This window comes from Galbibacter kalidii (genome assembly GCF_026241135.1).
Lineage (GTDB): Bacteria > Bacteroidota > Bacteroidia > Flavobacteriales > Flavobacteriaceae > Galbibacter.
Genome location: NZ_JAPFGA010000001.1, coordinates 38,695 through 53,897, shown reverse-complemented (window position 1 = coordinate 53,897; position 15,203 = coordinate 38,695). Strand labels below are relative to the sequence as shown.

Annotated in this window: 9 protein-coding genes; all 9 read right to left on the bottom strand. The window is 39.8% G+C overall.

Translation table 11 applies throughout. The features are described from left to right. Positions 1-40: 40 nt before the first annotated feature. The 9 genes from OOZ15_RS00255 to OOZ15_RS00210 all read right to left on the bottom strand — a co-directional run bounded on the left by OOZ15_RS00255 (position 41) and on the right by OOZ15_RS00210 (position 15,194). On the bottom strand, positions 41-1,207 hold the full coding sequence (locus OOZ15_RS00255; protein ID WP_265953612.1) for a hypothetical protein: 1,167 nt from the start codon (positions 1,205-1,207) through the stop codon (positions 41-43). Positions 1,208-1,547: 340 nt separating this feature from the next. Beyond that, on the bottom strand, positions 1,548-1,790 hold the full coding sequence (locus OOZ15_RS00245) for a GlsB/YeaQ/YmgE family stress response membrane protein (protein ID WP_265953611.1): 243 nt from the start codon (positions 1,788-1,790) through the stop codon (positions 1,548-1,550). 33 nt (positions 1,791-1,823) lie between these two features. Further along, positions 1,824-7,091 (bottom strand): beta strand repeat-containing protein, encoded by a 5,268-nt coding sequence (locus OOZ15_RS00240; RefSeq protein ID WP_265953610.1) that lies wholly within the window; start codon positions 7,089-7,091, stop codon positions 1,824-1,826. A 326-nt stretch (positions 7,092-7,417) separates the two neighbouring features. Then, entirely contained in the window at positions 7,418-8,188 is a 771-nt protein-coding gene (locus OOZ15_RS00235) for a helix-turn-helix transcriptional regulator (RefSeq protein WP_265953609.1), read from the bottom strand. Between the two features lie 551 nt (positions 8,189-8,739). Beyond that, a complete protein-coding gene (locus tag OOZ15_RS00230) occupies positions 8,740-8,883 on the bottom strand; it encodes a hypothetical protein (RefSeq protein WP_265953608.1) in 144 nt (47 codons plus the stop codon). Between the two features lie 869 nt (positions 8,884-9,752). After that, positions 9,753-11,048, bottom strand: a complete 1,296-nt coding sequence (flxY, locus tag OOZ15_RS00225) for a flexirubin biosynthesis putative acyl-CoA ligase FlxY (protein WP_265953606.1) — start codon at positions 11,046-11,048, stop codon at positions 9,753-9,755. Then, on the bottom strand, positions 11,045-12,721 hold the full coding sequence (locus tag OOZ15_RS00220) for a C45 family autoproteolytic acyltransferase/hydrolase (RefSeq protein ID WP_265953604.1): 1,677 nt from the start codon (positions 12,719-12,721) through the stop codon (positions 11,045-11,047). Before OOZ15_RS00220 ends, flxY begins: the two co-directional genes overlap by 4 nt. Beyond that, positions 12,714-13,598, bottom strand: coding sequence for a cupin-like domain-containing protein (locus OOZ15_RS00215; RefSeq protein WP_265953602.1), 885 nt, complete (start codon positions 13,596-13,598; stop codon positions 12,714-12,716). Before OOZ15_RS00215 ends, OOZ15_RS00220 begins: the two co-directional genes overlap by 8 nt. A gap of 51 nt (positions 13,599-13,649) precedes the next feature. Then, a complete protein-coding gene (locus tag OOZ15_RS00210; protein WP_265953600.1) occupies positions 13,650-15,194 on the bottom strand; it encodes a phytoene desaturase family protein in 1,545 nt (514 codons plus the stop codon). Positions 15,195-15,203 lie beyond the last annotated feature (9 nt).

The window sequence follows — 15,203 nt, the reverse complement described above, 5'->3', positions numbered from 1 at the left end:
TTTGTTTATAATCAATGATACTGTCACTTTCTTTAGTGTTTCAATCAGCAGCTGTGACCTGTTGAATATGTAAATAAGCTTTAGTTTGGGCAGCATTTGTTTCATCAGCAACCAAATTTGAGTTCGGTGCTCCCATCATGAATTTTAATACATACATTGTTCTATCGGCAATATCTGTGGAAGTCCACATATAGGTACGTTGTTCCGGAGCGACAAAATAGACATCAGGATCTCCCCAGGCCGCTCCCGCATCAGCTCCTACCCATACTTCACCATCTCCCTGAAGTCCGACGTTCCCATACCATTGTCCTTCCACCGGCAAAGAGAAGGCATTACTTGCCGTGCCGAGATTGCCTCCCTGATAGCTGACATGCCCGTTCCACATAATGGTCTTGGCACCGTCATTACTTCGAAGCTGGAGATCTGCATTTGCCAGGATAGTGCCCGGTGGAACAAAGACTCTCACGGAAAATTTCCCATCCTGGGATGTCAATACCCTGTGGAAACCATCTACGCCATCCTCAGAGGTTGCTATAAGAGGCCCCAACGTAGCTATTTCACCTATATTAGCGACTTCTGTTTCTCCGACAGTTGCCGTACAGGATTGTGGGTTACTGGTTCCGAATTCCAGATCGAAACTGGCTCCGGAAGGAGAATCTGAGACCGGCGTCCCCTCTACATCATATACCAAAAAGCCATTGCCATACTCCAGAGTTCCGGGTTTTAACCTGACCTGTAGTCCGGTATTCCCGGTAGAGGCAATCCAATCTCCTTCTCCGTAATTCCCTCCATTGCCCCCAGTATAAGGAACCTTCATAATTCCTGTATAGGCAACTCCTGCAGTAAAAGTAGATGGATCTAATGTCGCTTGATTGCACAATAGTTCGTCTATTTCAGGGTCAACTTGTTCAGAACTGTCTAATTTCTTCCATTGTACACCATCCCAATAATAAAAACCTGAAGCTAATGTGCTTCCGATATTATACACCAATAAACTTTCAGCCTGTCCCGCCATTCCATCTAAATCTAATGTAATAGAGGTTAAATCGACTCTAGGAATAAGCATTCCCTTATCAGTCGCTACTACTTCTAGTATAGAAGAGTCATCTGGCGTTTGGGTATTAATACCTGTGTGCTGAGCAAAAAGGGCTTGCCCCCCAAAAAGAAGAAGGGTCAACAAGCATATATTTCTTATTACAATAGCCATAATTTTTTATTTTATTAACTAAATTGAAATTTTTCATTGTTTATTATGCACCTACTTTCCCTGAATCAATGGTATCGATCATAACAATACTATTGTTCTTTTGCTCCTTGATAAGGTTCCTCAACATAAGAAAACTCACCGTTAAACACCGACCGACAAAAATCGAAAGCTTCCTTGCAATTACCATTAAAAGTAAGACATACGTTTACTGTGGTCATAATTCCAAATTTCTTTTTAAATCATGTTACAACTAAACTCAAGTTGTGTATTTACTTATTGCGTTTTGTTATTTGATACAATATGTTCTCTTAATTACATCATTTTGTCTCTAAACGACACATTACTTTCTTTTAAACAACGATACTACCCATAGTAATACAATAGCGCCCCCCGCGGCTACCAACAGTTGCCCAAGCAATCCTCCAAAATTAATTTCTAAGAGTCCTGCCAACCATCCGCCGACAAATCCTCCCAGAATACCTACTATAATATTACCTAGGATGCCAAAACCGCTTCCTTTAAAGAGTAGGCCAGCCAACCAACCAGCAACGCCTCCTATTACTATAAACCAAATAAATTCCATAATTTTTAATTTTAAGATTGTTGTTATTAGATTTTAATTTTTATCCCCTAGCAAGAGCTTTTCTAAGCGTTCCAAGCGTGTTTCAAGGCCTTGTATCTTTTTATCTTTTGCTTCCAGTAGTTTCTGTTGTTCAATAGTATGTAAATAGAGTTCTTCCACTTTTTCCAGCACCTGTACCGAAAGCTCTGATGGATTGATTACATAATCACCTTTTTCGTTCTTAGCCAAAGCATCAATTTTTGTAATGCCCGGTAAGTGATGGTTTTCGTTTATAAACTGCTCTATTTCTTTTAAAGATTTAAAGGAATAATTGACATTAAGTTTTGAAGCTCCTTCAAAGTAATCTTCAAATACATAATCGGCATAGATAGATGATGTGGTTAACATCGATCCGTTAATAGCCAGTACTACATCTGGATTTGCGGTACCCAACATATCATCCGTACCAATACCTACCATCCCCATTTGGTAAATATCCTGGGTATTAGCTGTTGCCGGACTACCAATATTAGCCTGGTCGAACCAAGGCTCAGCCACCACACTTGCCGCAGGTGCAGAAAGTACATTCCCCAGAGCGTCTGTATACAGTAGGTTATCTACAGCTGTCGTTCCGCTATCGTCACGGGTGTTGGGGTACTGGGTAAAATTGATATTACCGTCTTCGTAAATAAACATTTGACCGGTATCAGAGGTCCGGAGCTCCAGCTCTGTCTCACCAGTTGTACCATCCCCTCTATAGGTAGCTCTTAAACCGGTTTGATGAAATGCACCAAACCCTCCATTGGAATGGGCAGTGAAAGACAAAGCACCAATAGTATTTCCAGCAACAAGATCTGTCGGTGTAGCTGCCGTTCCCGCAGCTCTTCTCAAATTTATAGAGGGTGTGACGTTGGAAGCGCCACTATATGTTCTAATCATAATATCATCCTTGGAATCATTGATATTGTCATTTTCAATCAACAGCGCTCTATCGGGCGCTTCGGTGCCAATACCTACATAACCAAAATGATAGATATCTTCGGTATTATCAGTAGCAGCTAAATTATCATCGGCACCAAACCAAGGCTCTAAAGCTGACACATCTGCAAACAAGGCGCCATCCGTTCCGGCAGTAATGCCGTTGTTGGCGTCTGTTGAAATTAAGGCTACATTGGCATTAGTACCGTCTTCGTTAGCATACGCTAATTCACCTGCCGCAATTCCTAAAGTCGTTACGGTTTCCTCAGCAGACACATCTACAAACAGTGCATCGTCTGTACCTGCTGTAATGTCATTATCAGCATCAGTTGAAATTAGGTTTACATTTGCATTATCAGCATCTTCATTGGCGTATGTCAACTCACCTGCAGCAATGCCCAAGGTTGTATTGGTCTCTTCAGCAGCTACATCCATAAACAAAGCGCCATCCGTTCCGGCAGTAATGCCGTTGTTGGCATCTGTTGAAATCAAGGCTACATTGGCATTAGTGCCATCTTCGTTAGCATACGCTAGCTCACCAGCTGCAATCCCTAAAGTCGTTACCGTCTCTTCAGCAGACACATCTACATACAGCGCACCATCGGTTCCCGCTGTGATATTGTTATTTGCATCTGTTGAAATTAGATTTACATTCGCATTATCAGCATCTTCATTGGCGTATGTCAACTCACCTGCCGCAATGCCCAAGGTTGTATTGGTCTCTTCAGCAGCTACATCCATAAACAAGGCACCATCGGTTCCTGCCGTAATACCGTTGTTGGCGTCTGCTGAAATTAAGGCTACATTAGCGTTTGAACCATCTTCATTTGCATAAGTTAACTCCCCTGTTGCTATTCCTAAAGTCGTTACGGTTTCCAAAATATCAGTAGTTGCACCTGTACCGTCATCGTGTGTGGCTAGGGTATTACCTGTTGTAACTACTTGAGTCACTGTTGAGGTGTTGCCTACATCGCCCACCGCTACGGTTTTTAATACGCCGGTAGCATCGGCCACTACTACATTATCGGTTGAGGCTCCTGTATTAGTGTTGATATCGCGTATACGTACATTACCATTGGACACATCCAGGCGCTCGGTTGGAACTGCTGCGGCAGTGCCTATACCAATTAGCCCGTTATCGCCATAAATCCAGTTGCCAATGTTTAATTGGTTGCTTCCCGTTAAAGACACATTTGGCTGCACACTCTGCCCTACAAAAATGTTGTTGTCCCCACTGGTCATAGTAGATCCTGCACTCTGTCCAAGAAATACGTTATCATTTCCTGTTGTTATAAAACGTCCCGCATTATGACCCAATGCTGTATTTCGTTCTCCGGTGTTTAATTCATAAAGCGCTGCTGCACCAACAGCCGTTGAATTATTAAAATTTGTCCCTGCACGCAACACATTCCTACCCACTGCCACGTTGTCATTTCCTATATGATTATCCATAGCTCTCATCCCTATGGCTGTACTTCCTATTCCGGTAGTGCCAAACCTCATTGTAAGACCCCCTATGGCTGTATTTTGACTACCATCTATATTATCGTTTAACGCAGAAAACCCTACAGCGGTATTGTACGTTGCTGTATTTGCTTGAAGTGCCCCGGTACCTATGGCAACACTAAAGTTGGAACTTACATTGCTGCTTCCTGCATTATGCCCTATGGCGATATTGTCATTGGCAGTACCATCGTGACTTTGCCCGGTATTGGTTCCTATTAAAATATTTCTGTTGCCACCGGCATCAGTTCCATTACTGCCTACTCCTGCATCTTCTGTAATATGACTTATAGTAAGAAGGCCTCCCGGATTCATAAGACGTAAGTCGGCATTGGCATCAAAGGTTACCGGCGTGTTGTCCTCATTGGTATAGGTAAAGGTTCCGTCGGTATTGTCGACCAATGTGGTTATGGTTTCTAAAATATCGGTAGTTGTACCTGTACCGTCATCGTGTGTGGCTACGGTGTTGCCTGTTGTAACCACTTGTGTTACTGTGGAGGTGTTGCCTACATCGCCTACTGCTACGGTTTTTAGTACGCCATTGGCATCGGCTACCACCACGTTATCGGTAGCGGTATCGCCTGCATACGGTGCCGTATTGATATCACGGATACGTACGCCTTCTGAACCAATATCCAACATTTCAGTTGGGCTGGCCGCGGCTTCTGTACCGGCAATTCCTATTCCTGTATGGCTATTATATAAGATAGTCATAGCATTTTCATAACTCACGGTATTTCTACCAACCCCTACCTGAAATACCGGTTCTGTTAATGCTGGTACTTCACCGGGAGGTCTAGGATCACCGCTTGTTCTTATTGCATTATACTGTCCAATAGCCATTTGTGAAGCACCCGTGGTTTCTAAATCCTTACCTATTAAATAACTATTTGCTCCATTAACTATGTTTCTTACACCAAATATATAGACATCGAAAAGCCCCATAGGGTGTTGGTTAACTGTGTTATCCATCCCTAAGATAAAAGTCCTGCTGGTATTGGCTTCATTTCTAAGCCCAGCTACCAAGCTCCAGTTGCCTTCATTCAATGCAGTTCCAATTTGATTCCCGTTTCCAAATACAGCAGAACCTGTCCCCCATAAAGTGTTTCCTTGTCCCATTACCATAGAATAGGCCCCTGCGGCTTCATTATTTAAAAGGTTCCCCACAATGTCAGTGCCTTGTCCTGCACCCATTGCTACCGAATTATCTCCAGAAGCAATGTTTCCGGTTCCAAATGCTGCAGCGTTTACCCCAGAAGCTGTATTGCCATCACCAAAGGCAACAGAATTGACTCCAACTGTTCCAGCCTGATTGGTACCACCACGTACCGCACCTTCAACATCCAATGCCGTGCCTGCATAATTATCAATCTTTTGCACAGCTACATTACCGGTTTGGTAAATGTTTTGGGTGTTTTGCGTGGCTTCAGTATCGGTGGCCTGATCAAACCAAGGTTCTGTTAGGGCTGTTGCATCTATAAAGGAGCCGCCATCGGTTCCTACTTGTACCAAGTTATCGGCATCGGCACTTACCACTTCTGCTGTACTTGTGACTGCATCTTCATCGGTATAGGTAATTACGCCTGTGGCATCGTCCTGTACCATACTTGTTAGGGTTTCTAAGTTGGCAACATCAATAATTGTTGGGTTACCGTCTTCATCTGTGTAGGTAAACGTACCGTCGCCATTGTCAACGATGGTTGTCAACGTTTCGAACATATCGATCATCGTAGCAAAATCTACTGTTGTGGCTACACCATCTTCATCGGTATAGGTTACGGTTCCATCACCGTTGTCTACTAAGGTAGTTAAGGTTTCTAAGTTAGCGATGTCGATGGTTGTGGGGTTGCCGTCTTCATCTGTGTATGTGAACGTACCATCACCATTGTCAACAATGGTTGTTAGGGTTTCAAACGTATCGATCATTGTAGCAAAGTCTACTGTAGTAGCTACACCGTCCTCATCGGTATAAGTTACGGTTCCGTCACCATTGTCTACCAAAGGGGAAATGATCCCGGCAGTAGCAGCGATCTCATCCAAAGCGTCCTGCACATTGGTGGCTGTTAAACCTGAACCCGTATTGTCATATGTGCTGGTATCGGCATTAGTATCTACCGTAATAGTCGTGCCATCAGCATTGGTAACGGTATAGGTACCGTCGCCGTTGTCCGTTACAGTGGTCGTGTTAGCGTCGAAGGTCACTACTGTGCCATCGGCCGCCGTGTGCGTGAACGTGCCGTCGCCATTATCCACCAAAGCATCACTGTTGGTCGTGATCGTATTAAGGATCTCGTTATAGATATCTCCTCCATTCTGGATGTTCTCCTTGACACTGGCAGGGATATCCACTATTGTTTTAGTTCCTTCTTCATCGGTATAGGTATAAATACCATCTGCATTGCCTATCAAGGGGGTCAATGTTTCATTGCTCTGGACAATCTCCTCAGTAGTGACAACCTGTGTATTGCCATTCTCATCAATATAGGTGAACTCATTGGTTATGGGATTAAAAACCATGACGTTGTCCGGAAGGTTCCCTCCCCCCGCATCTTCAGAATTTATAATCCGAAGCCACTTGTCTTCATACCAATAATAATAGCCAGGAGAAATATCCGCAACAGTAGCAGTGTTAAATACCAAAAGACTGTTTATATTCTCATTTACTATAGTTGTAGCGTCAGCACTACTTGTTAAAGCTACCCGTGGGATTAGGATTCCTTTATCAGAAGCAACAACATCCAACTGTGTCGAATTATCCGGCATTGGTGTTCCAATACCTACCTGAGAATACAATCCATAAACACAAAAATTAAAAATCAAGAGTAAAAGTATTCTTTTCATATGTACTTAATTTTAGAGATGCTTAATAATTTATCCATTCACAATTTGAATATTCAAAATCTATTTGTATTCCTGATCCGTCATTGATAAAGTTTCACTTACTTCATTATTCACGATATAACCAAAGGGGGTGGGGAAGTCAATACTCCATACAGATTATAAACGTAACTTTATGATCTCTGGAGCTAGGTTATTATTATTATGAAAATTTTAACCAGATTTACCTTATCAATTTGAAGAAAATACTTTAAAAAAGCCAGAAAATATAGGTTACATATATACTACATTTCGTTTTTTACAAGTTTTTTACTGCATAAACAGGATTACTAACTCCTTATCCATGAATAAAGATTTTCATCAGACGGAATACCGAGTTTTTTTCGAAGACGGTATTTCTTTATCTGTACCGTTTTAGGTTGTACAAATGTGTATTGTGCTATCTCTTTGGAAGAAAAATTAAGCCAAATCATGGCACATAAGCTCAGTTCAGTATTCACCAGCTTGGGATTTATAGTCAATAGTTTTGTACACACTTCTGGATATACTTCCTGGAAACGTGCCAAAAAGGAAGGATCATTGTCTTTTGCTAATGACACGACTTCTTTAAATGCAGCATTGAGTTTTTTCCGAAGTTCATTACTCTCCATTTCTTTTTGTCGGATCATCATATCCTTTTCAAGTATTAATCGCTTACTCTCCTTCCTTTTTTTTTCGTAGTGTATTGACACAAAGAAGAGGATCATCATACATAAAATCACCATTGCCCAGGGGACATAATTTAACAAGGGTACAACTTTTTGGTACTTCTCGTTCTGTTGTTTTGAGAATTGACTTATATTAACATCCCCTTTTTTCTCTGTTCTTTTACTCATACCTTCAATGAACCATGAATATTTTACAAGGTATTCATACATTTCTCCTTCTTGCCGCCCAGATTCATATAAAAGACCTCCGATCTGTAGGTATTCCAAAATGATTCCTTTATGATAGTACAGTTCTTCTGCTGCTTTGACCAATTCAATATTCAAGACCAAGACCTCTTCATATTTGCTACCCAGTCTGGACGATTCTATTTTATAATTTAATAGGGCATCCATTTGACTCTTTTTATACTCTTGTCCGATCCCTATAATTGGAAAGACAATACAGAGCATTTTGATATATGTATATTGTAAAAGCATTTATTTAACTCTATCTGATCAATATTCCCTAATTACCATATCAGTTTATTAAATTAGTTTCTGTCTAAATACCCTTTTCATTAAGTATATAATATTTTTGGGGGAATAATGAGAAGTAGGCTTATATACTTTAAATATTTAATTACATATGCGAATTAAGGGTTAACGGTAGATTTTAAAAAGCAAACAGTGAGCTTCTCAAAAATGTGGGGCATTAGTCCATTGGTAGGTTTGATCTTACTTGCGTTTTGCATCTGTGTTTTTCATTGATCCAATTAAAGAAGGGAATTGGTTGCCTTACTCTTTACATGGCTCTATACACATCTTTATATACCCTGCCCCCTCTGTTTGAGCATCTCTGCCTTTTCTTTGGTCTCCTTGACAAGAGGTAAACATGATAGAATTTTCTTCACGGTACATATCTTCAAAAAAACCGGGGTTACAGGAAATATCTTGTCCCTAAAGAATTACTTTGATATTTCCCTGTCCCAATTTTCTTTGATAATATTCAAATCATTTTCTGAGGCTATGCCGATGACAATACATTCAGGATAAGGTATCTCCCTTTTATATACCGGCTCAGGGCATGTATTTTTACTCCAAAATTCCATAGGTTTTTAGTGGCATAGAGAAACTTTTGTCGGTAATCTCTGCCATGCCACACTGGCTTTTCTCTTTCCGCTACAGCTTATAATGGGTATAGGATCCGATAAACTTATTTCTTGACTGTATTCTTCGGGATAAAATCCCTCGATAACAGATTGCAGCAAACGGTTGAAACTGTTACAAAAAGTTACATACAGCCTTATTTTTGGGAACCAGCCCATTGAATAGTCCTTTACAAAATCATAGATATGTTTTATTTTAAACCTTTTCTCTTTATGTATGTCAAACCGGGAAGTATGCCTCGTACAATAAAATTGCAGGGCTTGCGTTTTCATCATATACATATCATAGTATTATTACTTTGGCCTGATTGATCATCATGGAATTTAAGATGCTCTACACGATTTCTTATAATCTGTGTTTTGCGTCAATTTATATTTCTTTTTTATTGCTCTTGCATTCTTTTAAACCACTAAAAGCTTATTATTAATACAAAATTAACTTACAAACAAGCTATCATAAATTCATATTTAACGATCTACCCATTGTAAAGTTGGAGAAAATATCTTAAAAAGATCTTAAAAAGAGGGTTACAAACATACTACACTTCATGTTTATCCGGTTTTTCATCAACAATATAAAATCATAAATCCCTCATTCATAAAAGGTACCTACATCAGGTATACCCTACGAGAATCAAGCTACTCTGGGAATACTTGGAACGGCTCTACAGAGAACTCCGTTCGTAAACATGAAATAAATGTGAAAAGAAGAAAGAAAAAATGATAGAATTCACCCTTTTTTCATTAAACTAGAGGGTGAATTCTAAGTAAAAGACTCTTTGGTTTTCATTTTACAACTCCTATGCCTTGGGTTAACCCCCTCTTCTATGATCGATCACAGTTATAGGCTTCCTGCTCATCTTGGGGAATTTCAATTTCTGAATGCTTTCAAAATCGTGGAATTCGATTAAAGGCAACACCCTGATTTTAGTTCTAAAATGATCCCTTATCTTCTTCATCAACCGTTCCGAAGTGTCTGAAGCGCTTATTTTAATGCATATTTCGTCAATGCCATAAGAATTGTGGTCAATCTCTATGACATAGCTCTGTATTTCAGAAAAATCATTTAGTACATTATCCAAGACAGGAGGATATAGTGTGGTCCCCTTATATTTTATCATTTGCTTTTTTCTTCCGATAATAGGACCTAAACGCATGGTATTTCTACCACAGGAACATGGCTCGGTATAGGCTTGAACAATATCCCCGGTTTTAAAACGCAATAAAGGCATTCCTTCCACGCCTAGAGTTGTTATCGTGAGCTCCCCTGCTTCCCCTTTGGGAACCGGTCGGTTATTGTCGTCCAGTATTTCAGCAATAATCAGTTCGGGATGATGGTGGCCTCCTTGTTGCATTTCACATTCGGTAAAAGCAGTACTCATCTCGGTAGATGCGTAGGTAGAATAAAGGTTGATATCCCACTTTGATTTGATTTTTTTACCAAGCGTATTCAGGGAAAGGTCATGATCCCTAAGTGGTTCCCCGATGCAGATTACTCCTTTTATTCCACTATTGTTGATGTCTATGTTGTTTTGCTCAGCATAGGCCATCAGTTTTAATAAGAAAGAAGGAATGGCGATCAAATATGTGGGCTTGAATTTCAAAATGGAATCCCATTGCAGTTCGGGAATCCCCGGTCCTACCCTGATAATTCCCGCTTCCAACTTTCTCGCACCTAAAAAATAGGCCAATCCGGCCATAAAACGCCTGTCTATGGTCGTCATCAATTGTAAAACATCCTGTTTTCCCACACCGGCGCAGGCAAAAGACAGGGCTTCATTATAGGCCAACCTCTCCAAATCTTTGTCGGTCAATGCAAAAGTAACGGGATCTCCCAGCGTACCGGAGGTTGTTACATAATCGATGATTTCATGTTTAGGAACGCATAAAAAGTCGTCGTTGTGTTCTTGAAGGTCTTCTTTGACCGTTGGTGGTATTTGAACAAGGTCTTCCAGGGTTTGGATTTCAGCAATGTCCACGTGATGTGTTTTAAAATGTTGCTGATAAAACGGTGAATTTGCTGCCAAATATGCCAGTTGTTCCCTCAGTTTTTCTTCCTGGAACTTTTTTATCTCTACTGCCGATGCTTTTTCTATCGAGGGGATCATCTGCTTATCTTCCTTTTTGATTTTTCTATATATTTTTCTACATATTCCTTATCGGGTACCGTGGTTATTTCCAACTTCGCAGCCTCTTGAAAAGCTTCCAGGGCAGCCAAATAGTATTTTTTTTGATAATAATATGTTCCTATTATTGAATATACTTCCCAATTATACGAATTACTATTGATAAAATCCCGAATGGTTTGTGGGGATATATCTCCGTTATCGTTTATCTTTTTTTGAATATCACGCTTCATCACCCGATATTTCTCATAATCCTTATAGGCTTGCGTATAAAGAAAAGTATCTTTTTTAATGCGTAATTCTTCTTCATTGAGTACAAAATCTTTTTTCGGTTCTTCATCATCAAACACTTTATTGAGATCGAATGTAACAAAAGCCCCTAACTGATAGGGATTGGTTGACACCCAGACCAAACGTTGTTCCGGCTTGAACACAATAGCGTGGTGTGCCAAAAGCTGATTTAATGCCCTTTCGTTTCCGTAGCCTATTTTTTTATCGTTCAATCCATCTTTATTCCTAAGGATGTCAACAGCTATTTCAGGAGTGACTTCTGGATGTTCATCGAGCAATTCCGTCATACGGTCAAAACGGTATTTGGAGTGACTTTCCAGAATGCGCTCCTGATTGTTCTTATCATTTTTATAAGCATTACTTTGAAAGTGATTTGAACAGATCAAAGTGTTGGTATTCTCAACTTCATACACCCCAAAATTATCAGGTGATACTTCAATAAGAATTGCTTTTTTATCTGCAGCACTCCCCACGAATATGGATTCAGAAACAAAGACCTTTCTCTTTTTTGCAATGGCTATGGCCTCTTCAATATTCTCTGCATATTGCAATATTTCCCGTGTGACTATAGATATCGGGGTTTTGGCGACCAAGGGGATATCCGATTTTCCTGCATTGATCGTTACCGTAAGTCCTTTTTCATTCATTCCCGAAACCACACCTATCATACCTCCCCAGGTAACGGACATAAATTTATGACCTTCTGTCGGGTTGATAAAAGCAACTATTTTTTCTTTGGCAAAATCGTCACCGGCATAGAAGTCAAAATTACGCCCTATGATCAAGCTCCCATCTTCTGTTTTATTCCCCCAGGCTGCAAACGATGTGCATCCTACAAGCGCTAAGTCCTGTAACGCATGACCAATATCATGTGCTCCGTGAAGGTAAAGCACCCTTAAATACGGCGATGCGATATGGTTGAATTCCGAAGAAGCATAACGTGACAAGCCATATATTTCGGTTTTGTATTCTTCGGGGATATGCAGATACATCTTTCTATTATACCACGCGAGGAATTTCCGCAGTAAAGATTGTTTGAATTTTGAAGGTACCAACTCCTCTACTTTGGACAAAAACACTTTTTCCTGATAATGAAATAAGTCCTGCGATAGGCTTCCGGTGAGCATTCCTCTTTGCAAGGGATCACCCTCTACATACAATTCCCATAGCCCTTGACTGTTTTTTGTAATGAAGTTATCACCTGCAACAAAAGTGGAATCATTTACGGTTTTTTTCTTCGGAATATCGGCATTGTACATGCTGACATCCGGGTGGTCGTTTATCGATTTCTTGATGCCACAAGAGGTCAACAACAATACTGTCCAACCTAAAACAAAAATATATATACGATGCTTTCTATGCATCCTGATACTGTTTCTTGTACTTTTTATTTACCTTTTCAACCATTCTTTCTTCTTTGTAGTTTACCCATTTATTGCCCATTGCCCAGCGCATGAAATTGTCAAAATGCCTCGCAATAAAAACATTGTAGATCATCGTGGCAACTCCTTTCGGTTTTCTGGTAAACGCTCTTAATGTCATAGAGAAACCTCCGTCCAGATATTTTATATAATGCCAATACCCGCTTGGCATATAAAGGGCATCGCCATGTTCCATATTAACTTGTATCCCTTCAACGTGTTTTAATGTCGGGTATTTACCAAAGTCAGGATTATCCATGTCGATCTCTTCCAGACCATGAATTGCAAATGGTACTTTGTATAAATATTTAGTCTGATCGGGAGCAAATAAAGTGATGCTTTTTGTCCCGTGAAAATGGAAGTGCATCAAATCGGCCAGATCCATATCATAATGTGCCAACACTTTTGAACCCTTTCCTCCAAAGAACATCACCGGGAGTTTCTTAAAGAATTTCATTCCTACATCAGGATAGGTGAAGTCTTTGGTAAGCTCAGGCATTTTTTGAAGCACATTATAAAAAAACATCCTTAAATCTGTAGGCTGTGTTTTCAAAATCTCAATATAATCATACAGCTTCATTTTCTTTGCCGGTGTAGAGGTGTTTTTCCGTCCTTTGGTTGGCTTACTGTCATATAAAGGTACAATTTGATCCCCGGCTATCCTCTGGATATAATCCAAATTCCATTTTTTATAAGCGGGCCAATCTTTTGAAAACCCTTTAATTAAAACCGGTCGTTGCGGCTTGTAATAACTTTTTATAAAATCTTCTTTGGTAATACTATTTACACTTTCAACCGGTATAGTTTTAAACTGTCCCATATCGACTTTATTTACATGTTTTTTGTATTGATTTTATTATTTAAAATGGATTCAATCCTGATGTTCGTACGGAGCTTGTTGGTTTTCTAATATTTTGTTTACAAGATAATCTCTTCCCACAATTTCAGAACAGGTGATAACGGCGCTTATGGTAACTCCCAAAATACCATGCATATTCAAACTCTGTCCTGTAAACAACAAGTTTTTGATTTTTGTCTTTGGTGAAACAAAAGATTTCATTGGGTTCTCTACATCCTTCACATAACCGTACATAGACCCTCTGTTACTCCCGATATAATCCCGATAAGACAGCGGAGTTGATGTGTATACCGTATGAATACAATCCCGTATCTCCGGGAATTTTTTTTCTATTTCACTAATAAAAACCGCAGCTTTTTCCGCTTTAAACTCTTCGTATGTCTGTCCTCTGTCGTTTTTATTATTGACTGTGTTGTATGTGTCTTCCCATGGTTTTACCTCATCATAGTTCATATAGGTCATTGCTGTAAGGCTGTCTGCCCACTCTCCCATGCCTTTTTTTACCCCCATGGAAATCATATAGCCTTCCGGCCAACTCTCTTCAGTATAATCCTGCGTGTTCCAAATATTGTCGGCACTTTTAAAATGGTAGTAATTTTTATTTCTATACTTAAACGTTCCGGGTTTTAACACCAAATATATGCTGAAGGCTGCAATTGTGTTTTCTATATCCTTAATCCTCTTCACATAGGATTTTCTGAATTTTTCTTCCCCTATAAGTTTTAGGGTTAACTTAGGCTCTATATTCGAAATAAAGATATCACCCTTGATCTCATCGCCTTTTTTGGTTTTTACAGACGACACTTTGCCATCTTCAAATTCGAACTTTACAACTTCCTGATGTTTATAGGCTTCACCGCCGTATTCTTTTAACCTTCGGATTAATTTTTTGGAGATCTGACTTCCCCCATTAACACATCTGTAAGCGCTTTCAATATAAGAATTCACAGACAGGGCGTGGACATAAAAGGGTGTGCGATCGCTATCCCCGGCATACAAAAAGTTGGTTCCTGCCAATACGCCCCTCAATTTTTTATTCTCCGTAATGGAATCTATACACGATTTTGCTTGTGTTTGAAAAATCTCCGTACTATCGTAATAAGCTTTTCCTGCGTTTAAACCATACAAAGGGAAATTGGCGCACATCTCCTTGAGTTTACTACAATAGGTTTTTATGTTTTCTTCCTCTCCGGGAAATTGATCGGACAAGGTACGGATAAAGTTATCATATCCCTGAGCGTGTTTGTATTCCTTGTCATCACCTTCAAAAGTAATGATATCAAAACCGTCTTCATCCAATTTCTTTAGATTGAGGTCATCCATGATGCCTAAATAACTAAAATAATGATGCAGGTTTTGCCCTTTACTTAATCCGCCTATATAATGTACACCGGTATCAAAGATGGTTTTATCGCGTACAAAGGTCTGTAAATTCCCTCCATACTGATTATTTTTTTCCAAAACACAGACCTTATAGCCCTCTTTTGCCAATATAACAGCTGAGGCTAACCCTCCTAATCCACTACCGATAATAACTACATCATATTGGTTTTGCATAATCTTCTA